The sequence below is a fragment of the Methyloceanibacter sp. genome (assembly GCF_049590335.1).
GTDB lineage: Bacteria > Pseudomonadota > Alphaproteobacteria > Rhizobiales > Methyloligellaceae > Methyloceanibacter.
In genome coordinates this window covers 12,353-36,342 of record NZ_JBAWCQ010000055.1, presented here as the reverse complement: position 1 = coordinate 36,342, position 23,990 = coordinate 12,353, and the positions used below count along the sequence as shown (strand labels likewise).

Annotated in this window: 22 protein-coding genes, 1 tRNA gene and 1 pseudogene; 13 read left to right on the top strand and 11 right to left on the bottom strand. The window is 63.0% G+C overall.

What is annotated here, in order from left to right; translation table 11 throughout:
- The first annotated feature begins 232 nt into the window (after positions 1-232).
- The 5 genes from WBQ77_RS04155 to WBQ77_RS04135 all read left to right on the top strand — a co-directional run bounded on the left by WBQ77_RS04155 (position 233) and on the right by WBQ77_RS04135 (position 1,963).
- A tRNA-Thr gene (locus WBQ77_RS04155) sits at positions 233-307 on the top strand.
- A gap of 127 nt (positions 308-434) precedes the next feature.
- Positions 435-764, top strand: a complete 330-nt coding sequence (locus tag WBQ77_RS04150; RefSeq protein ID WP_424059042.1) for a hypothetical protein — start codon at positions 435-437, stop codon at positions 762-764.
- A gap of 77 nt (positions 765-841) precedes the next feature.
- A complete protein-coding gene (locus tag WBQ77_RS04145) occupies positions 842-1,237 on the top strand; it encodes an A1S_2505 family phage non-structural protein (RefSeq protein WP_424045565.1) in 396 nt (131 codons plus the stop codon).
- Complete coding sequence (locus WBQ77_RS04140) at positions 1,234-1,467, top strand: hypothetical protein (RefSeq protein WP_424045564.1); 234 nt, start codon at positions 1,234-1,236, stop codon at positions 1,465-1,467. Before WBQ77_RS04145 ends, WBQ77_RS04140 begins: the two co-directional genes overlap by 4 nt.
- Positions 1,468-1,744: 277 nt before the next feature.
- The gene (locus WBQ77_RS04135; protein ID WP_424045563.1) at positions 1,745-1,963 is read left to right on the top strand and encodes a hypothetical protein; all 219 of its coding nucleotides are present in this window, start codon (positions 1,745-1,747) and stop codon (positions 1,961-1,963) included.
- Positions 1,964-2,005: 42 nt separating this feature from the next.
- On the opposite strand, the gene WBQ77_RS04130 is transcribed toward WBQ77_RS04135, so the two are convergent.
- The 8 genes from WBQ77_RS04130 to WBQ77_RS04095 form a co-directional block, all read right to left on the bottom strand.
- Positions 2,006-2,803 carry a sulfite exporter TauE/SafE family protein gene (locus tag WBQ77_RS04130; RefSeq protein WP_424045562.1) on the bottom strand — a complete coding sequence of 266 codons (798 nt, stop codon included), beginning with the start codon at positions 2,801-2,803 and terminating at the stop codon, positions 2,006-2,008.
- Between the two features lie 62 nt (positions 2,804-2,865).
- Positions 2,866-4,278, bottom strand: coding sequence for a GTP-binding protein (locus tag WBQ77_RS04125; protein ID WP_424045561.1), 1,413 nt, complete (start codon positions 4,276-4,278; stop codon positions 2,866-2,868).
- Positions 4,279-4,349: 71 nt separating this feature from the next.
- On the bottom strand, positions 4,350-5,255 hold the full coding sequence (cysD, locus tag WBQ77_RS04120) for a sulfate adenylyltransferase subunit CysD (protein WP_424059040.1): 906 nt from the start codon (positions 5,253-5,255) through the stop codon (positions 4,350-4,352).
- Positions 5,252-6,409, bottom strand: coding sequence for a phosphoadenylyl-sulfate reductase (locus WBQ77_RS04115; protein ID WP_424059038.1), 1,158 nt, complete (start codon positions 6,407-6,409; stop codon positions 5,252-5,254). The genes cysD and WBQ77_RS04115 overlap by 4 nt, the downstream gene beginning before the upstream one ends.
- Complete coding sequence (locus WBQ77_RS04110) at positions 6,396-8,051, bottom strand: nitrite/sulfite reductase (protein ID WP_424059036.1); 1,656 nt, start codon at positions 8,049-8,051, stop codon at positions 6,396-6,398. Before WBQ77_RS04110 ends, WBQ77_RS04115 begins: the two co-directional genes overlap by 14 nt.
- Positions 8,038-8,334, bottom strand: a complete 297-nt coding sequence (locus tag WBQ77_RS04105; RefSeq protein ID WP_424043776.1) for a DUF2849 domain-containing protein — start codon at positions 8,332-8,334, stop codon at positions 8,038-8,040. The genes WBQ77_RS04110 and WBQ77_RS04105 overlap by 14 nt, the downstream gene beginning before the upstream one ends.
- Positions 8,327-9,772: a siroheme synthase CysG gene (gene cysG, locus WBQ77_RS04100; RefSeq protein WP_424043774.1), complete on the bottom strand. Its 1,446-nt coding sequence runs from the start codon at positions 9,770-9,772 to the stop codon at positions 8,327-8,329. The genes WBQ77_RS04105 and cysG overlap by 8 nt, the downstream gene beginning before the upstream one ends.
- Positions 9,772-10,131: a 2Fe-2S iron-sulfur cluster-binding protein gene (locus tag WBQ77_RS04095; RefSeq protein ID WP_424043772.1), complete on the bottom strand. Its 360-nt coding sequence runs from the start codon at positions 10,129-10,131 to the stop codon at positions 9,772-9,774. Before WBQ77_RS04095 ends, cysG begins: the two co-directional genes overlap by 1 nt.
- Before the next feature lie 499 nt (positions 10,132-10,630).
- On the opposite strand from WBQ77_RS04095, the gene WBQ77_RS04090 reads away from it, so the two are divergent.
- The 5 genes and pseudogenes from WBQ77_RS04090 (at position 10,631) to pip (ending at position 15,124) form a co-directional block, all read left to right on the top strand.
- Complete coding sequence (locus WBQ77_RS04090) at positions 10,631-11,146, top strand: hypothetical protein (protein ID WP_424059034.1); 516 nt, start codon at positions 10,631-10,633, stop codon at positions 11,144-11,146.
- A gap of 340 nt (positions 11,147-11,486) precedes the next feature.
- The gene (locus WBQ77_RS04085) at positions 11,487-11,906 is read left to right on the top strand and encodes a hypothetical protein (RefSeq protein WP_424059032.1); all 420 of its coding nucleotides are present in this window, start codon (positions 11,487-11,489) and stop codon (positions 11,904-11,906) included.
- Between the two features lie 107 nt (positions 11,907-12,013).
- Complete coding sequence (locus WBQ77_RS04080; RefSeq protein WP_424043768.1) at positions 12,014-12,295, top strand: DUF4212 domain-containing protein; 282 nt, start codon at positions 12,014-12,016, stop codon at positions 12,293-12,295.
- A 3-nt stretch (positions 12,296-12,298) separates the two neighbouring features.
- Positions 12,299-14,143, top strand: coding sequence for a solute symporter family protein (locus WBQ77_RS04075; protein WP_424059030.1), 1,845 nt, complete (start codon positions 12,299-12,301; stop codon positions 14,141-14,143).
- A gap of 19 nt (positions 14,144-14,162) precedes the next feature.
- Positions 14,163-15,124, top strand: a pseudogene (pip, locus tag WBQ77_RS04070) (prolyl aminopeptidase).
- Here pip and WBQ77_RS04065 read toward each other — a convergent pair.
- Entirely contained in the window at positions 15,125-15,553 is a 429-nt protein-coding gene (locus WBQ77_RS04065) for a secondary thiamine-phosphate synthase enzyme YjbQ (RefSeq protein WP_424043763.1), read from the bottom strand. It abuts the pseudogene before it with no gap.
- Positions 15,554-15,733: 180 nt separating this feature from the next.
- Between WBQ77_RS04065 and WBQ77_RS04060 the strand changes: the two genes are divergently transcribed.
- From WBQ77_RS04060 to WBQ77_RS04050, 3 genes are all read left to right on the top strand, one after another.
- A complete protein-coding gene (locus WBQ77_RS04060; protein WP_424059028.1) occupies positions 15,734-18,742 on the top strand; it encodes a peptidoglycan-binding protein in 3,009 nt (1,002 codons plus the stop codon).
- 117 nt (positions 18,743-18,859) lie between these two features.
- A complete protein-coding gene (locus tag WBQ77_RS04055) occupies positions 18,860-19,816 on the top strand; it encodes a sulfite exporter TauE/SafE family protein (RefSeq protein ID WP_424059027.1) in 957 nt (318 codons plus the stop codon).
- 1 nt (position 19,817) lies between these two features.
- Positions 19,818-20,630, top strand: a complete 813-nt coding sequence (locus WBQ77_RS04050) for a TIGR02186 family protein (protein WP_424059025.1) — start codon at positions 19,818-19,820, stop codon at positions 20,628-20,630.
- 7 nt (positions 20,631-20,637) lie between these two features.
- Here the strand turns inward: WBQ77_RS04050 and pdeM are convergent, their stop codons facing one another.
- On the bottom strand, positions 20,638-21,285 hold the full coding sequence (pdeM, locus tag WBQ77_RS04045) for a ligase-associated DNA damage response endonuclease PdeM (protein WP_424043755.1): 648 nt from the start codon (positions 21,283-21,285) through the stop codon (positions 20,638-20,640).
- A 64-nt stretch (positions 21,286-21,349) separates the two neighbouring features.
- Entirely contained in the window at positions 21,350-23,953 is a 2,604-nt protein-coding gene (locus WBQ77_RS04040) for a ligase-associated DNA damage response DEXH box helicase (protein ID WP_424059023.1), read from the bottom strand.
- Between the last annotated feature and the right edge of the window lie 37 nt (positions 23,954-23,990).

The window sequence follows — 23,990 nt, the reverse complement described above, 5'->3', positions numbered from 1 at the left end:
TACCGTGGACTGTGCGCCTTTTACCCCATTGCTTTGGCGGCTGTAAGAGCAGGGCAATCCTTGCGTCGCAATGCCCGCTATGGCAGTTTGCGCGCCGCACCGGGACGGGGCATTTCGTTGAGTCTCTTTTGGATCGGCTCCTCGGATCTGCCTGATCGTTAGCGGACCAACCGGCCAGTGCCGGATTCTCGCGATCCCCGAGAGATCACGCCGATCCTCCGGTCAACGGAACGCCGCCGTAGCTCAGTGGTAGAGCGCGTCATTGGTAATGACGAGGTCGACAGTTCGATCCTGTCCGGCGGCACCAGGTTTCTTTCCTAAGTCGAAAATCGAGCCCGGGTCCTTCTTGCCGTCCGCCGAGCGGCGACGGGGCAGACCGCCCCGCCCTCCTGTGCTAGGCTCAAATCGGGCCAGGATAGGGAGGAAACCGAGCCATGAGAGCTATTGCTGCCATAACAATTCTCATTTTTACCGCGTTCTTTGTGACGGTGAGTTTCGAAGCTCCTGCGGATGCCCGGCCCAGGGTCGGACAAAAGGTGGGCAAGGGCTTGAACAACGCAACGCGCGGCGTCTATCGCGGCGTGCGCGGCGCAGGCCGGGGCGTATACCGGGGCGCCCGCTGGGGCACGAGGGCCCTTTGGGTCGGCACGGGCGTCGGCGCAGGCGCTGCAGCCATGACGCGGAATTGCGGCTACTACCGCAAACGGTACGAGGAGACCCGGGCCAGGAAATGGCGCAACAAATACAACGCTTGCATTCGCTAGCCCAGTGTTTGCCAGCTAGGGCGCGTCCTGGCCAACGGGACGCGCCCCCTCAGCCCTAGGAGACACAAGCAATGCACATGGACCGGCCTGTCTTTGTGTTCGGCTCGGACCTTGCCGGACGCCACGATGAGGGCGATGCGCTGGAAGCGCTCCGAAGCCGGGGCGCGGTATACGGCCAAGGGGCCGGGCCGCAGGGCAACGCCTACGCGATCCCAACGCGTAGCGACACGTTGCAGCCCCGCGTGCGCGAGAAAATCGCCGAGAGCATCGCCGAGTTTCTGGACTTCACGCGGACGCGTCCCTGGGCGCTCTTCGAAGTCGCGCCGATCGGCTGCGGCCTTGCGGGCTACGCGCCTGAGGAGATCGCACCGATGTTCGCAGACGCACCGCACAACGTTACGCTGCCGGCGGCCTTCGAGCACGTTTTGGCCGCGCCGGCGCTCGACGAAACGGCACGAGGTCACATCCGATGACCGGACTGTCACGCTTGCACATGCTCGTCGCGATCTTGCTCTGCGGGGCGGTCGGCGTTGCGGGAACGCCCGCTTTGGCCAAGAAGAAAAACGGGGGCGAGACCTACACCGTGCAAAAGATGACCAAGCGCGCGGCGGCCATGAATTGCCGGCGCAGCCCGGTGCCGCCGTTCATGCGCAACCCGCGCTACATGAACCGCGCCTTTCTCAAAAAGAAGTGCCCAGGCTAGATCGCACGAGCTCCGCCCGCCGTTACGACGAGCAGGGATAGCCACCTCGAGCCGCGGGACGGTGGTGCGCCTCGGTCTTTGCTGCGCCGAGATTAAATCTTGGCAACGTCACGGTGCCCCTGCGCGCCGCGGGACGCTAACCCACTCTAAAGAATGATTTAACCCTAGCGGCTGCTTCTTGGCCAAGACGGCGGGCCCGGGTGCGATGCTATTGAATGTCTCCTGACAATCACAATGTCCAACCACACGGGGGACATGGATCGCGGAGGATTCGAGAATGACAAGCGATAGGTCCCAATACCGAGGCTACGAGATCCGGCTACGTCAGGAATGGTCGAACTGGTGTGCGAATATTTTTCCCATGCGGGACGATCTTCCAATGCTGGCCATGTCCCAATTGCGGACGCTCTCGTCCAACCCCGAAGAAGCGCTCGCGGCAGCAAAGCAGAACGTTGACGAATATCTCGGAACCGAAGCTGAGCGGCGTGTCGCCTAGCGGCATGCTGTTCTGCTGCCCCGGCACAGCGCTCTTCACGCTCTATTTCGTGAGGAGTGCGTACGCCGCGTAGCAAAGGGTTACCGCGAGCAAAGGCCGAAGCAGCCAGTCCGGCGCAACGCCTGCGAGGCGCGTCCCCAGCAGAATTCCTGGGATGGACCCCACCAGCAGCGCCGCGAGAACCCCGAAATCCACATGCCCTAAGCCAAAGTGACCGGCGCCCGCGACGAGCGTCAGTGGGACCGCATGGGCGATATCCGTGCCAACAATCCGTTTGGCCGGCAGGGCCGGAAACAGCAGTGCGAGAACGACAACACCAATGGCGCCCGCGCCGACTGAGGTCAGCGTGACGAGAAGCCCGAGCGCGACACCGAACAAAACGGTCGCCACCGTGCGTTTGGGCAGATCATCGCTGCCGTTCCCGTTGGTGTGCGTCTTCATCATGATGGGATAGAGCACGATCGCCAGCGCGCTCACGGGGAGCGCGAAGGCGAGCCCATAGCGAATCCACTCCGCCATCTCCTCTGTGTCCAGCGGAAGGTAGGCAATCACGGCCAGCAGGATGATCGATGCCGGCAGCGATCCCATAGCGAGCCGCAGCACGATCGGCCAGTCGACATTCTCCTGCAAATGATGCCGCCAACCGCCAACCGTCTTGGTGACCGACGCGTAGAGGAGGTCCGTACCAACCGCAACGGATGGCGGAACGCCGAAAGTCGAAATGAGCAGGGGCGTCATCAACGCACCGCCGCCGACGCCTGTCAGCCCCACCAAGAAGCCGACACCAAACCCAGCACCAGCCAACGGCAGCAGGGCGATCACCCCGCTGAGATCAATCATGTATGAGGGCCTCCCCCGACATTTTTGGGCGCGATCAGAACCAAAGCGGATCCAATGGGCCTTTAGCGATCCGTCTCGATCAGGACCGGAACGCCGGCCGACCGTAACAGAATTGCTACCTCTTGGGCACGCCGAGCATACTCGGCTTTGTCCTCTGGAGAATTGCCGAGGTCCGCGCATAAGCCAGACAAGCGGGATCGGTCAAGCACAAGAATATTGTCGCCGACGGCGGCGGCGCCCTTCTGCACCCAGGTGATCACACCACCGGCGACCGTCGCGCCATCGAGCGCATTGACCAGGACGAAGTTCCCGGTCAGCGGCAGGTCGCCAAACAGATCCAAGGCCGTGGACCGGCCAAGCAGAATGCGGCAATCGGCGATGTCGTTCATGCCGCACTCATGTGCTTGCCTCGACGAGAGCGTCTCGAAGTCGATCAGCGTGGAAACGCTCATGGAGGTCACCGGCGTCAGATCGGTCGCGGTGCGCAGCAGATAGCCCGCTTCTGGATCAAACGGCTGCTCCGATAGCCAGACGAGGCGTGCCTCTAAAACATCCGCATTGGTCGGCCGGCGCCGCGTCTCCGTCAGCACGGCACCGCGCGAAATGTCGAGATCGGTATCGAGCACGAGGGTGACGGCATCGCCACTGGAGGCAGTCACAAGGTCGCCATCCATCGTTGAGATTCGCTGAAGCGTGGCGCCAAGCCCGCTGCGCGCGTCCACGACCCGATCGCCGACGCGAATTGCGCCGGACGTCACCGTGCCGGCATAGCCGCGAAAATCGTTCGCCGCCCGCAACACGAGCTGCACCGGCATGCGGAAGGGCGCGTCCGCAGGTTCGGTCCTGGACTCAACGCTCTCAAGATATTCGAGCAGCGTGGGGCCTTCGTACCAAGGCATCTCGACGGATCGCGCTACGACGTTCGCGCCCGTCAACGCCGCGGCAGGGATGGCCGAGATGTCCGTGAAGCTGAAATTGCCTGCAAGAGACCGGAAGTCCGCCTCGATGGCGCGATAGCGTTCTTCGGACCAATCGATCTGATCCATCTTGTTGATGGCGAGAATGACTTTCTTGATGCCGACGAGATTGCAGATCGCCGCGTGACGCCGTGTCTGACGCTTCACGCCGTGGCGCGCATCGACCAGCAGAATGGCGATATCCGCATGCGATGCGCCGGTCGCCATGTTGCGCGTGTACTGTTCGTGCCCCGGCGAGTCAATGATCACAAAACGGCGGCGCGCCGTCTCGAAATAGCGCCAGGCAATGTCGATGGTGATGCCCTGTTCGCGTTCCGCTACGAGCCCGTCGAGCAAAAGCGAAAAGTCGATCCGCTCTCCGTTTACCGCGCGCGCATGCGAGGCATGCATGACCTGAGCACGCTGATCCTCGGTGACGCCGGCGGCATCCCACAACAACCGTCCGATCAGCGTCGATTTGCCGTCGTCCACGGAACCGCAGGTCAAGAGCCGCAGCATTGCTTCGGACTTCTCGCCCGGTTGCAACGCCGACTGTGGGGATTGTGTTTCCGAAAGCGCAGCCAAACTCATTAGAAATACCCCTCGCGCTTCTTCATCTCCATGGCACCCGCCTCATCATGGTCGATCAAACGGCCGGCCCGTTCCGACACGCGCGCATCCAAAGTCTCGGTCACGAGCGCGTCCAAGTCCGTCGCTTCGGATTCGATGGCAGCGGTGAGCGGATAACACCCGAGCGTGCGGAACCGAATCTTGCGCATTGTCGGCTCCTCGTCCGGCCGAAGCGGCATGCGCTCGTCGTCGACCATCAGTATCTGGCCATCGCGCTCGACCGTCGGGCGCTCTTTCGCAAAATAGAGCGGCACGACATCGAGCTTCTCGAGAGTGATGTAGCGCCAGACATCCGCCTCGGTCCAATTCGACATCGGAAACACACGGACGGTTTCGTCCTTGCCCAGGCGTCCGTTCAGGAGCTGCCACATCTCCGGCCGCTGCAGGCGCGGATCCCAGCTATGTCCACTCCCTCTGAAGGAGAAGACACGTTCCTTGGCGCGGGATGCCTCCTCGTCGCGGCGGGCACCGCCGAAGGCCGCGTCGTAGCCACCATTATCAAGCGCCTGACGCAGAGCCTGTGTCTTCATGATGTCCGTATAGACAGAGGGCGGATAATCAAAGGGGTTTATGTTCTTCGCCGCCCCTTCGTGATTGGTGTGCACGATGAGATCGAGTTCCATCTCGGACGCAGTCCGGTCGCGAAACGCAATCATCTCGCGGAACTTCCACGTCGTGTCCACATGGAGCAGGGGGAATGGAAGCTTGGCCGGCCAAAAAGCCTTCCGCGCCAGATGCAGCAGAACCGTCGAGTCCTTGCCGATCGAGTAGAGCAGCACCGGCGCACGGAACTGCGCGGCGGCCTCGCGAAAAATATGGATGCTCTCGGCCTCGAGAAGCTTGAGATGAGACGTCAGCGCTGTCATGCGGCTTTCTCCTCTTGCGCGACTGGCACCGCCGAACGCTGCTCGGAATCGGCGACATGCAGTCCGCATTCCTTCTTGTCTTCGGCCTCCCACCACCAGCGGCCCGCGCGCGGGTCTTCGCCGGGCTCGATCGCGCGCGTGCACGGGGCGCAGCCGATAGAGACGAACCCCTGCGCATGTAGCGGATTGACCACGACACTGTGGGCGTCGATATAGGTGTTCACCTGCTCGTCGGTCCAATCGGCAAGCGGGCTGACCTTAATGAGCCCACGCGCTTCGTCCCACGCGGCCATCGGCACATCGGCGCGGGCCTGCGACTGGTCGCGCCGGAGCCCCGTGATCCAGCCTTGTGCGCCCCGCAGTGCCCGGTTCAGCGGCCGGACTTTCCGGACTTCGCAGCAGCTCTTCCGATTGTCGACAGACTGCCGGAAGCCGTACACGCCATCGCGAGTGACGAGTTCCTCGACCTCGCGAGCGTCGGGCACCACGAGACGGATGCGCGTGCGATAGCGAAGCTCGGACAGCTCGACCGTTTCGAGAACTTCCGGAAACAGCCGGCCCGTATCGAGCGTAAAGACGTCCACCGCCGCCCCGGCCTTCGTCACGCCGGATTCGGCTATGGCCTGTAGGATCACTTGATCCTCCAATCCAAGGCTGGTCGAAAAGGCAATACGGCCGTCAATGCAATCTGCAATCAACTTGATGCGCTCGACGAGATCGTCCTCGGCCGCGAGCACACGGTCGAGTTCAGCCGCGGCCTTGGCGGACGCATTCCACCGCAACGGCAAGGGGTTGCGCGCCGACGGCTGATAGCTGCGGCGGATATGCGCGAGCGAGGCGTTCCAACTTTCGGCAGCGCCCGGATCGGCAATCTCGGCGGTATCGAAGCCAGAGCGCAACAGGAATTGCGACTGGTCGGGGATGAGCGAACCGACGGCACGAATCTCGCCTGTGAACCCAAGCCGGTCGCGGAGGATCCGCGCCAGGCTGAAGCCACGGCCATCGGCGAAACTTGGGAACATGATCGCGATGGGGCCGGCATTGCCGCCGGCGGCCGTTTCCAGCATGTCGTGGTCCGCGGACGGTTCCAAAACGGTCGCGGCGGCATCCGGTTCGGCGATCAGCGCGCCTGTTGTCAAATCAACGAGCACCATAGAGAGCCTCCTTGAACGGCGCGGCACCGACACGGCGCCAGGTTTCGAGGAAGCTCTCTCCCTCGTGACGGTTTTCGACATAGGTATCGACAATGGTGCCGATGGCCTCCGGAACCTTCTCGGCGCGGAACCCGGGACCGATGATGGATCCCACCGCGGCGTCATCCTTTGGGCTGCCCCCGAGCGTGATCTGGTAAAGCTCCGTACCCCGCTTATCGACACCGAGGATGCCGATATTGCCCGCGTGGTGATGTCCACAGGCATTGATGCAGCCGGACATGTTGACCCTGAGCTTTCCGATCTCGGCCTGCCGCGCGGGATCTTCGAACCTTTTAGCGATTTCCTTCGCGATGGGGATCGAGCGCGCGTTGGCGAGGTTGCAGTAATCGAGCCCCGGGCAGCAGATCATGTCGCCCAAAAGCTCGTTGTTGCCAACGGCGAGCCCCGCCTCCGCCAGCACGTCGTAAAGCGCCGGGATGTCGGCCCTTGTTACATGCGGCAACACGAGGTTCTGCGTGTAGTTGACCCGGATCTCGTCATGGCCGAAGCGCTCGGCGAGATCGGCCACCAGATCCATCGTGTCTGAGGAGCTATCGCCCGGCGTGCGTCCAGGCTCCTTCAGCGAGATCACGACCGAAGCATAACCGGGCAAGCGATGGGCCAGCACGTTGTTCTGATACCAGTCGGAAAAGCGCGGATCGGCGTCGCGGCGCGCGGCCAGTGCCTCGTCGCGGGAAGCCTGTTCCGGCAAATCGGGCGGCGCGAAGTAGGACGCAATCCGGCGCACCTCGTCTTCGGGAAGATCGATTGCGGCCTTGTTTGTCGCGTCCCAATCCGCCTCGACGGCCTCACGGAACTTGTCGATGCCCAGCGCATTGACCAGGATCTTAATCCGGGCCTTGTACATGTTGTCCCGGCGTCCGAGCAGGTTGTATACGCGCAGGATCGAGTCCACGTAAGACAGCAAGTGCTCCTTGGGCAGGAACTCGCGGATCACCTGGCCAACATAGGGCGTACGCCCCATACCGCCGCCGACGAGGACACGGAACCCGTTCTCGCCGTTCGGGCCGCGCACGATGCGCAGACCAATATCGTGGAACGCGGTGGCGGCGCGGTCCTCCGCGGCCCCTGAGACCGCGATCTTGAACTTGCGCGGCAGCCAGTTGAACTCCGGATGTAGCGTCGACCATTGACGCAAGATCTCGCACCAGACACGTGGGTCTTCCAGTTCGTCGACGGCCGCGGCCGCGTAAGGATCGGAGGTGACATTGCGCACGCAATTGCCGCTCGTCTGGATGCAGTGCATCTCGACCTCGGCAAGCGCAGCGAGCACGTCGGGAATATCGACCAGCTTCACCCAGTTGAACTGGAGATTCTGGCGCGTCGTGAAGTGACCATAGCCACGATCCCATTTGCGACCGATCATGGCGAGCTGACGCATCTGGCGCGACGACAACTGCCCGTAGGGGATCGCAATCCGCAGCATATAGGCATGCAACTGCAGATAGACGCCGTTGCGCAGGCGCAAGGGACGGAACTCTTCTTCGGAGAGCTCTCCCGTGAGACGTCGCGTAACCTGGTCGCGGAACTCCGACACGCGCTCGTTTACGAAGGCGTGATCAAACTCATCATAGCGGTACATTGTACCAGTCCTTTGTAAGCGTCGTGCGGTGGGAAGCGCGAATGCGTTCGCGCACGGAAATCGGATCGACCGTGCCGTCGTCTTTGATCTCGACGGGCATGGCATAAACGCTGATGACGAGCCGCTCGCGCACGGCCGTCTCGGCGGCCGCCTCCAGCACCTTGACCTCGTCTTCGCCCTCGGCGCGGTCTGCGTCGGCAAGGTTCTCGGTCCACCCGCCACCAGGGGCGAGATAGACCACAATGCCGTCGTCCAGGCGGTTCGCGGTAACGACACTAGGCATAAGCGCGGACAACCTCCTCGTGGGCCAAAATCCTTTCAACGGTGCCGGCAGCGGGAAGCCCCGCGACCTCGCCGAAGATGAGAACGGCAGGACTGCTCAAGCCAAGACTGTCGGGATCGACCGCCAGCGTCGAAATCGTGGTGGCGATCCGCCGCTCCTTCGGGCGGCTGGCATTTTCCACCGCGATGACCGGCAGCGCCGTGCGGAACCCAGCATCTAACAGGCGCCGCGCGATTACGGCTCCTGTGGTGACGCCCATATAGACGACCAATGTGTTGTTGCCGGACGCCAGCGCCCTCAAATCGAGATGCTCGAAGCTCGGCGCCGCGCCGCCCGCTTCGTGGCCGGATACGAACGTCACCGTGTGCGACACCTCGCGATGGGTCAGCGGAATCTGCAGGCTCGCGGCCGCGGCGGCACCGGCCGTAACGCCGGGGATCACCTCGATCGCAATGTTCTCGACTCGCAGCGCGTCGAGTTCCTCGCCGCCCCGGCCGAAGATAAAGGGATCGCCGCCCTTGAGACGCACCACCGTTTGCCCGGCTTTCGCGCGCGCCACCAGGAGCGCATTGATTTCCGACTGTGGCACGCTATGGGCGCCCTTCGTCTTGCCGACGGAGATCAGTTCCGCCTCGCGGCGCGCCAATTCCAGCACCCCTTCGCCCACCAGCTTGTCATGGAAGACGACATCGGCGGCCTTCAGGGCCCGGATCGCCTTCATCGTTAGAAGCTCGGGATCGCCTGGACCCGCACCGACGAGAACGACGCGGCCTTGCGGCGCATGGCCGTCATTTTCACGGGTCTCGGCGGCGCGCTCTATTTCCAAGTCGATCAGGCTGCGGGCTTCCGCCTCTTCACCCTGCAGCATTGCAGCCGCGGCCGGACCGTCGAAAATCGTCTCCCAAAGACGGCGGCGCCGAGGTCCTTCCGGCAACGCCCCGGCGACACGATCGCGAAACGAGCCCGCGAGCTTTGCAAGATCGCCAAGCCGGGGGTGCAGTTCATGCTCCAACCAGGCGCGCAGGCGCTGGGCCAGAACCGGGGCCGCCGCCGAGGTGCCAATGGCGATGGTGACCTCGCCGCGATCCACGATCGCTGGCAGCGCAGCGGTGCATAGGGGGGGGCGGTCCGGCACGTTGACAGGAACGCCAAGCGAACGCGCGATTTTGGCGATGCGCGCGTCCTCCTCCTCGTCCTCGCTGGCCGAAATCACGAGCGGCCGCCCACGAATTTGATCGATCCCGGGCATCGGCGCGAGTTGAACCGCCCTGCCCGCGTCGACGAACGCCGACAGCTCAGCGTCAAGCAGGTCCGCCGCGACGTCGACGTGATCGGCCCGCTTCAGAAGAAGCCGCGCCTTCATGGCTGCGAGCTGCCCGCCGCCGACCACGAGCGGCGGCGTGTCATCGAAGCTCACAAAGATGGGGAACGTCCGCATCAGCCAGAAGTCCCTGTCGCAGCGGAGGTTTCGGAAATCTCGGAGAGGCTTTCGGGCGCGAGCTCGACTTCCAATCCGTCAAGCTCGGGCGTCATGATCAGCTGGCAGCAGAGCCTCGAGCGGCGATCGTCGACGGAGAAGGCGCCGTCCAACATCTCGGTCTCTTCGTCCGTAGGCGGCACGAGCTTGCCAACCCAATTCTCCGCGACCCAGACATGGCAGGTCGCGCACGCGCACGCGCCACCGCACTCCGCCTTGATCGGGAGCCCCCAATCGCGGATGACCTCCATCACACGCCAGCCCTCGAGGGCTTCAAGGTGATGCGTGGTGCCGTCAGGCAGGCGCACGGTGATGAACATGTCTCAAGCCACCTTCCAAATGGCATCACGTCGCACAGAGCGTCGCGGTCCAAACACACGGCCCGTGTACTGGGCCGACGACAGGCCAACAAGTCCGCACAAGAACGCAGTCGAGAAGACGCAAATCACCGTTCCGCTGAATGTTGCTCTGATCGTCATGTCGCTTTTCCACATGGCCTTACGTCCAGCGCCAACCAGCCCAGAAGATGGGGCAGATTACTAAAAAATTATTCTATCAAGATAGCCCTGTAAGGAGAAATAGAAGAATTTTGTTTCTAAAAGTCACAATTTGAAGGATTATCTTCTATTTCGTTCCCAAAACGGACTCGGAACCTCCATTTTGGCGGCTAAGCGGAAAACGCGTTCTCTGACCGCCTTTTCGAGGTAGAAATTCCGGAACGCAGCGCATGAACATGCCCTACTGAGCCGCGCGGTTGTGCTAATGGAACAAAGACACGGCAACGGCAATGGCGACAACTCGGGCAATAACGTGAATGGCGTGAACAACATCGCGATCGGCGCCGGCGCTGTGGCATCGAGGCCGAACCAGGTTGTGCTCGGCACGAAGAACGAGACCTATAAAACGCCCGGTATTACTTCGAGCAAGAGCCGCAGCCGGCAGTCAGGTGCACTTGAAATCGTGACCTCTGATGCGAACGGCAACTTGGCAACTGATGGCGGCGCCACTTTCGCCCAGATCGACCAGAACACGGCGGGGATTAAGGAGAACCGGCAGGCTCGGAACAAGAACCGTTCAAGTTTTGCGTTGGCGATGGCGATGGACAACCCAGACCTCGCTGGAAACGAGCAGTTTGGCCTTACCGGTCATTACGCCATATTCGATGGCGCAAGCGGGCTCGGCTTCACCGCCCTTGGCGTGGTGGGCGAGAATTTCATCACCGGCGGCGATCGTTTTGCTGTCTCTTGCGGCTTCGGCGTCGGTTTCAAAGATGCTGGCGACGATGGGTGGGGCGGCCGCATCGGTGGGCAGTGGACCTGGCGCAACATCAACTAAGAACCGCACAAGCACCTAAGGCTGTTTCAAGAGTCCGGCCCGCAACCTCGTGGGACGGACCTTTTTGCCGTCTACTTGTTGCCCCGAATATTGCGTGCGACAATACAGCTCTCAGAAGCTAACGTGCTTTGCTTATTGACGATCTGTAGCCAGATCCACCGCTGCTCCAAGACTGTGCAAAGTGCGCTTCGCTCGGCCGACCTCGCTATTGCTGCTTTCCGGACTTCTTGTAATTAGTTTGGGACTTCATGAATGCCTTCACGCTCAGGGTGGTGGGCAAGCCGGTCCGCAGAGACGGGCCGCTCCAATCCAAACTCTCGACATAACGTCGGACTCTCAGTTGGCCACGCTGATCATTTCGACGCTTGTTACGCTGAACGATGCGAACTTCACTGGAAATTACAGCTTGCTGCGGGAGATTGGCTCGCCAAACTTTCAGGCCTCGAACTGCAGCGGACGCCCCTCGGGAATTTTTACGGAGCTGCGAGACTGGCGATTTGATTTCTCTCCGATCATCCTTCTGCAGCCCAAGCTGGTGCGCACCCCGTCAATCGACCGTTCAGGCCGTTTGCGGTTGACTGGCTACTTTGAAACCGTCGAACTTCGATCTGCTCTTCGAACCCGTGGCTGGCCGCTGGCGGTTGTTCGGCATCGCCGCCAGCACGACCTCCGTTCCAACGTCCACAACGAGTTCTGCCGATCGCTAACCCACGAACCGCCGGACGGTCCTAGTTTCCTGCACTGCCTTCCGAAGCGGTAAATAGCTGGCGTCCTGCCCTACCAAATTTTTGGCGGCGATTACGCCGAGGCGTATGGTTTGCAAGGCTATCGCGAACTGCTAACTCCTTTGCAGCGCGAGGAGGATTTGTGACAGAGCAAGACGTCGAGATCGAGAACGCGGCCCGCGATCGGCATCAGCTGCGCACGCTAGCCGTCGCCGTCACCACCGTGTCGGTTGTGCTCTTTGCCGTGGCCGTCGCCATCATTTATGCGTTCGCACTCAACCGCATCTGGTTCCTTCACTTTCCGCTCGGCTTCTACCTCTTGGCTCAAGGGCTTATCATATTCGCGGTCTTCGTCACGTTCTGGTATGTGCGCGTTCAGGAGAAGATCGACCTCACTCGCAGCATGAACGAGGAGGTCACCTAGGCGATGGCTCTCCAGTCGCGCCAGCGCACGCCGAACCCCCATCTCGGCGCCTATTACGGAATTGTCGCCAGTTTGTTCGTCTCCCTGGCGATCCTGTTGGCCATGGCGGAGCAACTCGGTTGGAGCCACCGGTCGATCGCGCGGCTCATGATCTTGGTGCCGATGATCCTCTATATGGCTATCGCGGTCGCCGCACGGACACTTAACATCGAAGACTTCTTCGTGTCCGGCCGCCGCGTGCCCCAGGTCTATAACGGGTTCCTGCTGGCGGCGATCACCGTCGGCGGCACAGGGTTCTTCGCCTATACAGGGGCGCTGTTCTTCGCCGGTTTCGACGGGCTTGCAATCGGCCTTGGCTGGGTCTGCGGTCTATTGCTCGCGGGCGTGCTGTTCGTGCCTTATCTGCGACGGGTGGGGGCCTACACGCTTCCTGCCTTTTTCGAACAGCGATTCCGCTCGCGGCAAACACGGATAGTCGCGAGCGCGCTCCAGATCGCACCGACCTTTCTGCTGGTTGCCGCAGAGGTGAACATCGCAGCGATGGTGCTGTCGATCTTTCTACCGGCGGCGTTCTGGCTGTGTGTGCTGATCGTGATTCTGTTCATTGCAGCCACTGGGATCCTAGGCGGGATGCGCTCACTAACATGGTCCGGCAGTGCCCAGTTCATCGCTGGCAGCCTGGGACTCGCGATTCCCCTGACCATTGTCGCTGTGGCTCTGACCAACCTGCCTGCGCCGCAGTTCACCTATGGCGAAATGCTCGGCTCATTGATGAACGCCGAAGTAGCTTCGGGCGTCGCCACTGCCGACCCGGGCCTATTTTCCGGCATGCCCGGTCACGAACCCGCCGCCGCGGAGAAGCCCTTTCTCCAAACCTTCGGCATGATCTCGGAGGCTGGTTACTTTGCCCTGTTCGTGTGTTTCGCCCTCGGCACCGCGGCCCTGCCGAGCCTCTTGGCCCGCAGCGGCGTGACCGCCTCGGTTGCGGATCAGCGCCGATCCACGGCCTGGGCCCTTCTGCTGGTCGCCCTCTTCGCCATTACCGCGCCCGCGCTTGTCGTCTTCGCAAAGGTTCTGATGTTCGGAGACATCGTGCTCATCCCAATGCAAGGTCTTCCGGCGTGGTTCAACGGCCTCAGCGAGATGAACATTTTCCGTGCAACCGATCTCAACGGAGACGGCGCAATCAGCGTCGGCGACGTGCTGATTGCGCGGGATAGAATCGCGCTCGCTCTGCCGATGCTCGCGGCCCTGCCTTACATACTCACCGTGCTGATAGCCGCTGCCGGTCTTGCGATCGCGCTTGCGGCATCCGGCTCACACCTCTTCACGCTGAGTGCGAGCCTCGCGGACGACCTCTACAGGTCGATCGATCCGCAGCCGATCGTCTTGCCGCGGCTGCTGGTCGCCTGGGGCTCCATTGGTGCGCTCGCACTGCTCACGGCGATCTATCTGTTCATCTCCGACGTGGATTCCCTGAGTTATGCGGTCACTGCCTTTGCCCTTGTGGCCGCGACGTTCTTTCCGACGCTGTTTCTGTCGACATGGTGGCAAGGCTGCACGGTCTGGGGTGCACTGGTCAGCATGGCGACTGGCTTCGGCATCCTGTTTCTCTACCTCATCGCGGGCGGGCTTGTCGGTATCGCCGAAACGGCGGCGGGAACGGCGGCCGCGAGTCTCATCTCGGCGGTGCTTGCGCTCGTCGCCGGGATAGGCACAAGTCTTTACGGCCCGGCTCCCTCGGCGACAGACACTACGTTTTTCGAAGCCATGCGGCGCCCCGACGGTGAAACACTGTACGACCAAGCGGAAGCGCAAGCCGAGATCGCGCGCCGCAAGACAGGCTGACGAGCGCAGCTTGAATACCCTGACCGAGCCCCAACGCTTTTCCCTCTACCCGGCGACCGCGCCCTTTCGCACGGGGCGTCTGCAAGTCTCAGGGGGGCACGATCTCCATTTCGAGGAATGCGGGTCTCCTGTCGGCAAGCCTGTCGTTGTCCTACACGGTGGACCGGGCGCCGGCGACGCGCCCATCATGCGCCGCTCCCACGACCCCAGGCTCTATCGCATCGGCCTGTTCGATTAACGAGGCTGTGGAAGATCGCTCCCCCACGCCTCGATCGAAAACAACACGACGGGGGATCTCATTGACGACATAGAGGCTTTGCGCGGCCATCTCGAGATTGAAAGCTGGCGGGTCTTCGGCGGCTCTTGGGGGTCGGCGCTTGCTCTTGCCTATGCGCAAACGCGCCCCGACCGCGTCCGCGAACCTATCCTGAGGGGCATCTTTTCATGCGACGCTCCGAACTCGACTGGTTCTACCGCGACGGCTGCAACTGGCTGTTCCCCGAGGCTTTCGCCGAGTTCACTCGAGCCATTCCGGAAACAGAGCGCGGAGACATGATCGGGGCTTACTACAATCGCTTGACGAGTACGGACGAGGACATCCGGCTTGCGGCCGCGCGTGCGTGGACCTCTTGGGAAGGGCGGACGCTCCCGCTACTACCTGATCACGACCGCAAACGCTATTCCACGGCCGATCACTACGCGCTCGCCCTTGCGCGCATCGAGTACCACTACGTTCTCCATGGCGGGTTCTTCGAAGACGACGGCCAGCTCTTGCGCAACGCGGAACGCCTGAGCGCCATTCCCGGGACGATCGTCCATGGCCGCTACGACGTCGTCACACCGATTAAGAATGCGTTCGACCTGTCCAACGCCTGGCCATCGGCCGCGTTGCGCGTGGTTTCGGATGCCGGGCACGCCATGACGGAGCCGGGCATCGTGCACGCCCTGATCGCCGCGACACGGATGTACGCAGGCGACTGACTACACACGGCCGATGTAGCTCAGAACGACCTGGCGGTCGTGCGGGGCGGCGCGATGCTCGACGAGATAGATCCCCTGCCATGTACCGAGGGTCATCGCACCCGCACGAACAGGGATCGAGAGGCTTACCGATGTCAGCATCGATTTGATGTGACTCGGCATGTCGTCGGGACCTTCCTCGTGATGGGCGTAGGGGTGATCCTCGGGTGCGAACCGCTCCAGCGCATCGAGCAAGTCGACCCGGACATTCGGGTCGGCATTCTCCTGAATTGTCAGGGAGGCCGAGGTGTGGGTCACGAATACCGTCAACAATCCGCCTTGGGCGCCGATCGCCTCAAGCCATGCGCCGATTGCTTGCGTGAAGTTGACGAAACCCTTGCCGGGCGTCGGCACGGTCAGGACATGGCTCCGCTCCTCTAGACCCGCCACTGGCGCACGCTCCTCATAATATCCCGCTTCCAGGACCCGCATGCCCCGATATCGGGCAATCCTTAAGAGAAAATTTACCCTGCCTTGCCACCGTCCATTTGACCGCTATGGGACCACCCGCGTGGTCGCGCCGGTACCCGCTTGGGGAGCGGAAACGGCGGCTTATCCATGGGGAACGGTATGGCTTCAAAGGCAGGTTGGCAAACTTCGGCAAGCGGCGGCCGTAACGAGAGCGCTCACGGCGAATGGCGGTCCGAGCCGCGCTGGGACGCACCCCTCGATACATCGTTTGACGGGCTGCTCGACGAGCCCATGGATCAGCGCTCAGTCGAATCCCTGCTGCGCCGGCTGGTCGACCGCGTCGAGGAGACGGAGCGCCGCTATGGCCAAGCACTAGACCAACTTCACGCAAGACTCGATCATCTCTCGCAGACGACGGACGCCGCGCGCAGCACGAGCGCGCCCGAAAATGCGGAGTCCTTCGACCGGCTGCACGAACAGGTCAGCAGCCTGGCCCGGCGCCTGGACAGCGCGCCCAAGACACACCTCGATGATTTCGAACGCCTGGGCCGCGTGCTCACGGGTGGCCTACGGGGCGATCTCGACGACAATCCTCGGAGGTTCGCCGGCCACGCGCCCCCGCCCAGCCCATTCGCTCAGTCTATCTCTTCCCCACGGAGCCCCAACCACCTGGCACCGGAACGTGATCCGGTCGCCGACTGGGCTTGGGAGCCCAAGCCCGCGGCGCCTGCGGATTTCGACAACCGGCTCGCCGAGATGGCGAACCGGCTGGAACAGTCCATCGGCGCGGCAATGCCGAGCAGCACCATTGAGGCGCTGAACGCCCGTCTCGAGAAGGTCAGCCACCAGATTGCCCAGTCGCTTGAGGCTGCGCCCAGCCGGGCGGCTCTGGAACATGTGGAGCAGCAGATTGCCGATATGGGCCGCCAGCTGAACCGCGCCGAAGAACAGCTTGGCCGGCTTGGCGGCGTCGAGGAGCGCTTGGTCAAGCTGCTCGCGCGCCTCGATGACAAAGATACAAGCGCCAAACCAGCCGGGATCGATGCGGGGCAGCTTCAGGAAATCGCAGCCAAGGCCGCCGTGAAGGCCGCCCGCTTGGTCGCCGATGACTCGCAGAAGACAACCGACCGTCTCGAGGCGATGCAGCGCGAGCTCAACGCCGTAAGCGATACCAGCCGCCAGGCGGACGACAAGCTCAACAGCTCGCTCCAATCGGTGCACGAGTCTCTGAAACGGCTCGTGCAACAGGTCGAGCGCCCCGTGGCCCGCTCGCCTCAGACCAACCCGTTCATTGCGAAGGCCGAACGCAAGCGGCCAAGACAAGCCGGACCGGCCTCCGGCAACGCCATCCAGCCCCCCTCTGCGGCCAACCCGGCCGCAGCGGCGCCTCGGCCAAAGCGCAAGCGACCGCCGCAGACGGCGGCACCGGCTAGAAACGGCACGCCGCGCAGCGCTAGCAGCCCTGTAGCCCCGCGCCCTGCGCCCTCAAACCCGGACAAAGCCGAGATTCGCGTCAAAGAGTCGTTGCGGGACCGGCTCGACACCACCGGCGCCACCGTCAAGCCACGAAATCTTCTGGCGGCCTTCGAGCGTGCCAGAGCCCCGTATGCCGCGACGGCCATGCAGGCCCCAAGCCCCGAGCCCGAGGCGGACTGGAAATCTGGCGCGTCGGAGGACATGGTCGCCGCGGCGCGCCGTGCCGCCCAAGCCGCGGCCGCCCAGGCAGCGGCCCTTGCGGAGTCTCGTGAAGAACGGCCCGCGAGCCGCGACTCGGCAATCGACGTCGCCATCGACGAGAACTCGAACGGCCGGAAGCGGCCCTATCTGATTGTCTCGGCTGCAATACTCCTCACGATCAGCGCGATCCTCCTCTACGGACGGCTTGGGACCAAGACGGACCAGGGCGTCGACGTGATCCCTCAAAGCGGTCCGGCGCTGCCGGCCGGCGGGACCGCAACTTCGGCCGAGGCCGCCAATGACACACCGGCAGGAGCAACCGAAGCGCCCGCCGATCAGCAATCCGGGTCATTCAGGCTCGTCCCCAGCCCCGAGATTGCGCCCGTTCCCGGCATGGTGCCGCTGAACGACTGGGTCGGCCAGGCGACTCCCGGCGTAACGGACCTTCCCAAGATGCCAGCTCGGAACATGCCCGCGAACGATATTGCGCCTGCGCCCCAACTCGCCTCACTGAAGTCCGACGACTCTACGGCCCTGCCGAGCGATGTGGAATTCTCGGTCGAGGAGCCTGCCTCCGCGACCGAGGTGGCGATGGCCGAGAAGCTGACGGAAACGTCCGTAAGCGGTCCGATGCCGCCCGCGGCTCTCGGCCCCGAGAGCTTGCGCCAAGCCGCGTCAAAGGGCAACCCGATCGCCCAGTACTCCGTTGCCGTCCGCTATATCGACGGCCGCGGCACGATGGCCGATCCGAAGGCGGGCTCCGTGTGGATGGAGCGTGCGGCCCGGGGCGGTCTGGCTCCGGCGCAGTACCGGCTGGGCACCATGTATGAGCGCGGCGTGGGGGTGACCCGCAATATCGACACGGCGCGCAGCTGGTACCTGGCGGCCGCCGAACGCGGCAACATCAGGGCCATGCACAATCTCGCCGTGAGCGTGAGCAGCGGCGGCGGATCGACGCCGAACTACGCTCTCGCCTCTAAATGGTACGGTGAAGCGGCCCTGCGCGGCCTCGCCGACAGCCAATTCAATCTCGGCATCCTGGCCGAGCATGGCTTGGGCCAGACGAAGGACATCGCCGAGGCCTATAAATGGTACGTGCTGTCGGCCAAGCAGGGCGACGCCGAGGCGCAGAAGCGCCGCGACCTGGTCGCCGCCCAACTGCCCGCGGCGACCATCGTGGCCGTCGACGGGAAGGTCGCCAACTGGAAACCGAAGCCGGTCTCGCCTGAGGCCAATACGGTAACCGAGCTCAATTCCTGGAGGGGCGGGACCGCTGCGGCCTCTCAAATCAAGCTGCCCCAAGGGTCTCCCCTGGTGAGCCGGGCCCAAAGTCTCCTCAACAAGCTTGGCTACGACGTGGGCGTGCCGGACGGCCTACCCGGCGAGAAGACCCGCGCAGGCGTCAAGCGGTTCCAGGCACGGAACGGCCTGTCCGTGACCGGCCAGATCACGGTTCCGCTGGTCGCTCAGCTCGAGGCACTCGCAAGCTAGGGCCCGGTGGACTGCAGCGTTCCGGCAGCCTGTCCACACTTCCGCCTGAAATTCGGTGAGAATTGGAGATCAATCCGCTTAGCGCATTGACTTGTCGGCATGCCACGAACACGGTGCATGAGCGCTTGCCCTCTGACCGACCAGCCTATGTTCCAGATTTATCTGCCGATCGCCGAGATTTCAGTGAACCTGTTGGTGATGCTGAGTCTCGGCGCGGCGGTCGGGTTCCTGTCGGGCATGTTCGGCGTCGGCGGCGGCTTCCTACTCACGCCGTTTCTGATGCTGTCGGGCATCCCCCCGGCCATCGCCGTGGCCACGGGCGCCAATCAGATCGTCGGCACGTCGGTCTCGGGCACACTCGCTCAATGGCGGCGCGGCAATGTCGACCTGCATATGGGGGCCATCCTAATCGCCGGCGGTGTCGCGGGCGCGCTCGTCGGCGTTCTCCTCTTAAAGTATCTCCGCGGCGTGGGACAGGCGGGCCTCATCATCTCGCTGACCTACGTTGTCTTCCTCGGCACGATCGGCGCGTTGATGCTATGGGAGAGCGTGAACGTGATGCGGCGTCAGCGGGCCGGTAAGACCGTCTCAGCAAGAAAGTCGGGCCAGCACAACTGGATCCACGGCCTGCCGTTCAAGATGCGCTTTCCGCGGTCGAGACTCTATATCAGTGCCATTCCACCGCTGGCGATTGGCGTATTGGTAGGATTGCTGGCGGCGTTTCTGGGGGTCGGCGGCGGCTTCATCATGGTCCCAGCCATGATCTACATTTTGCGCATGCCGACCAATGTCGTCGTCGGCACGTCGATCTTTCAGATCATTTTCGTGACGGCGGTGGTGACGCTGTTGCAAGCCACGCTGAATCACACGCTCGATATCCTTCTTGCCTTCCTGCTGATTATCGGCGGCGTCATCGGCGGCCAGTTTGGTGTGCGAGCGGGGCAAAAACTCCGCGGCGAGCAGCTCCGCGCGCTGCTGGCGCTCATGGTGCTCGGGGTCGCGGTCCGGATCCTAATCGATCTGGTCGCACGCCCGGCCGACCTCTACAGCATCATTCCAGCGACGGGAGGCTGAGATGGGCATCTCACGGCTTGGCTCCATTCTCCTGTTCCTGATGCTCCTTGCCGGTGCCGCGCGCGCCCAGGACCCCCTGCCCCCGGCGCCCGTCATCAAACCTGGCACCAGCCAGGAAAAGGTTCAGGCGGACATCTCGACCCGCCAGATCGCTATCGAATCGAATTTCACCGGCATCGAGATTCTCATTTTCGGAAGTGTCGATTTTAGTGACGCTCGGATGCCGAGCAGCGGGACCTACGATGTGATCGCCGTGGTTCGCGGACCCAACGATTCGATCGTGGTGAGAAAGAAGATACGCGTGGCCGGCGTCTGGGTGAATGGCCCAGGCAAGACGTATACGGATGTCCCAGGATTCTACGCCGTTCTATCGTCCCGGCCGATCCGGGCCATCGCCTCCGACGACACCCTGCGCGAGCTTGGGATCGGCCTCTCGGAGCTCGATCTCGGCCGGGACACGGCCGGCAGCCCGCAGGAGCAGAGCTTCGAGTCGGCCATGATCCGGCTGATGGAAGAGAGGAATCTGTACACGGAACTCGATTCCGGTGTGGTGTTTATCGGCCGCAGCCTGTTCCGCGCGACGGTCGCTCTGCCAGTGAACGTGCCCACGGGCCGCTATCTGGTGGAGGTCTATCTATTCCGCGATGGCTACCTTGCGAGCAAGACCAAGGGGTCGCTGGAGGTCAATAAGGCCGGCATCGAGGCAACGATTTACAATCTCGCCTTCAGCAAGCCGTTTCTCTACGGCCTGATGGGCATCGTCATCGCCGTGTTCGCGGGGCTGATGGGCTGGTTCGCGTTCCGCCGCGACTAGCAGTCCCTCAATCGGGCATGAGCAGACTGCCCAGCACGGGATAGACGGCGTGCCGCCCCATCATCCAGGCTTCCAGTTGCTGCCAGCAAAAGAGCGATTCGAACGCCCCGTCCAGGACGTTGAGCCCGCCCGTATAGGCACCGAACGCCGGCATCACGAGGCGGCTGCCGTCGGTCGCGAAGCAGCGGCGGCGGACAACGGTGCCGCGTCTGGAAATTCGCGCGATGGGATGCAGATGCCCCACGATCTCGGGGCTCAACACCGCCTTCGACGGCTCATGCCGTAACACGACGCCCTCGATGGTCAAGCAGCCGCAGACCGTCCCGCCGACACTGTCAGGCAGATGCGGATCGTGATTGCCGCAAATCCAGAACCAGTCGCGCCCATTCTGCAGCGATCGCAGCAGCGCGAAGTCGTCACGGGCGAGATTGTCGGCGCATTCGCTGCGATGGAAGCTGTCGCCCAGCGCAACGACGCGCTTCGGATCCAGCGCTTGGATGATCCTTTCCAGCCGCGATAGGGTCGCGCGCGTGTCGTAAGGCGGGAGCAGCATGCCGCGGGCGGCGAAGGCCGCGCCTTTCTCCAAGTGGAGATCGGCGACGAGCAACGCGTCTTGGGCCTCCCAATAAAGAGCCCCGGCCGCGAGCGGCCGCATCGAGTGTCTTCCGACGGTGAGATGTGAACGTAATGTCGGCGCGGTCTCTGGCATGAGATCAAGTCTAGCGTGCAGCATGCTCCCCCCCAGGGCTCTGCGTCTCTTCATCCAGAGGCCCTTCTCCAAGGGCTTCGGCGACGAGTTCTTCGGCGGTCTCACGCAACAGGGTGTCACCGGCATCGCCCGGAACGCTCTCACGCCCGATCTCAAGCATGACGGGTACGGCAAGCGGTGATACGCGACTCACTGCACTATGCCTGATTCGTCCGCCAATACGCTTCAAGAATTCGCCGAGCCGCCGCAGATCGATAAGCCCCGCCGCCGCGTCGGCAAACGCGGCTTTCAGCAGCAAATGCCCGGGCTCGTGCTGGCGCAGCACATCATAGATGAGATCGGAGGACGCGGTCATCTGCCGGCCCGACTTTTCCCGGCCCGGATGGCGCCGTTCGATCAGGCCGGAAATGATGGCGCAGACTCTGAAGGAGCGCTTCATCAGATTGGATTCGGCGAGCCACGCATCGAGATCGTCGCCAAGCATGTCCTCGTCGAAGAGCTCTTTGAGATCGAGGTCTCCGTTGCGGATCATGGCGCTCATGTCGTTGAGGCCCCAAACCGCCAGTGCGTATTCGTTGGCGACGAATCCGAGCGGCGCGGCTCCCGCCCGTTCCAAACGCCGGGTGAGCAGCATACCGAGAGTCTGATGAGCCAGCCTCCCTTCGAACGGATAGCAGACAAGGTAGTAGCGCTGTCCGCGCGGGAAGGTCTCGATCAGCATTTCGCGCGCGTTGGGAACAATCGAAAACGCCGATTGCAGCTTCAGCCAATAGGACACTTGCTCCGGCAATTTGGCCCAGTGCCGGCGCTCGGCCAGCATGAAGCGCACGCGTTCGGCCAGATAGGTCGAGAGCGGGAACTTTCCGCCGGCATAGGCAGGCACCTTGGCGTCGGTCGCGTGGGCGCGGGTTACGATGGCGTCCATCTCGCGCAGGCCCTGGAAGCGCAGCACCTCGCCCGCGAAGACGAACGTGTCGCCAGGCGCGAGCTGTTCAATGAAGTGTTCCTCGACCTCTCCCAGAATGCGCCCGCCGGCGAGCGCACCTGTCGGCGTTAGCACCACGCCCTTGAGGCGCGCCAGGCGCACGCGCAACATGGGCGCCTCGACGATGGTGCCGACGTTCAACCGGTATTGCTGCGCAATTCGCGGATGGGCCACGCGGTAGGTGCCTTCTTTGGTGCGTTTTAGTTTGGCGTAGCGATCGTAGTTCGCGAGCGCGTATCCGCCGGTCGCCACGAAAGCGAGGACCTGGTCGAAGCTCTCGCGGGAGAGATCGCGATAGGGCGAGGCGCTTGTGACTTCTGTAAAAAGCAAGTCGGAGTCAAAAGGTTCCGCACAGGCCGTGCCGAGAATGTGCTGGGCCAGCACATCAAGCGCACCGGGGCGCGTTGACGGAGTGTCCTGCTGGCCTTCTTCCGCGGCCTCGAGCGCGGCCTGGCATTCCATCACCTCGAATCTGTTGGCTGGCACGAGGAGCGCCTTGCTGGGCTCATCCAGCCGATGGTTGGCGCGGCCGATCCGTTGCGCGAGCCGGCTTGCGCCTTTCGGCGCGCCGACATTGACCACGAGATCAACATCGCCCCAATCGATGCCGAGATCGAGGGTCGAGGTGCATACGACCGCGCGGAGCCTTCCGGCCACCATGGCCGCCTCCACCTTGTGCCGCTGGTCCAGGTCGAGCGACCCGTGATGTAGCGCAATCGGCAGATTGTCGTCGTTGCAGCGCCATAGCTCGTTGAACAGTAGCTCGGCTTGCGAGCGCGTATTGACGAACATCAGTGAGAGTTTGTGGGCCTTGATCGCTTCGTAGATTTCGGGAAGCGCGTAGCGCGCCGAATGTCCGGCCCACGGCATGTCGGCGTCTGATTTGAGAATCGTGATGTCGGCCTTCACGCCGCCACACGCGGTGACGATCTCGGCGAAATGTGTAGCGGGCGCCCCGCCGTCGTACTGTGGCACGAGATAGGCCGAGAGCTCGTATGGCCGTGCGACGGTGGCAGAGAGGCCAATCGCTCGTAAGTCCGGCGCCAGCGCCCGCAAGCGTGCCAGGTCTAGTGCGAGTAGGTCGCCGCGCTTGCTGGCGCTCAAGGCGTGCAGCTCGTCGAGGATGACGCACTTCAGCGAGCCGAAGATCTGCGCCGCGCTTTTGTGGGAGAGCATCAGCGCGATCTGTTCAGGCGTCGTGAGCAGAATATCGGGCGGCAGAACGCGCTGGCGCGCCCGGCGGGCTTGGGGCGTATCGCCAGTTCGGGTCTCGATCTGGACGGGTATACCCATCTCGGCGATGGGCGTGGCGAGATTGCGCGCGATGTCCTTGGTAAGGGCCTTAAGCGGCGAGATATAGAGCGTATGCACGCCGCTCTCGCGTTTCGTGACGCGCCGGCCCGCAAGGTCGATCAGGCTGGGCAGGAAGCCGGCCAAGGTCTTGCCGCCGCCCGTCGGTGCGATCAGGAGTGCGTCAAGCCCGGTCGTCACTTTATCCAGCAAGTCGAGTTGGTGGGCGCGCGGATGCCAGCCCCGCGAGGCGAACCAATCCGCGAACTGTCCGGGCAACTGCGCGGCATGGGCACTAAAGTTTCCCTCCGCTGTCCGTCTCCTCGTTCGCGCGCTCACTGCGTTGCGTCCCTATCGCCTCTACGCCGACTCTTGG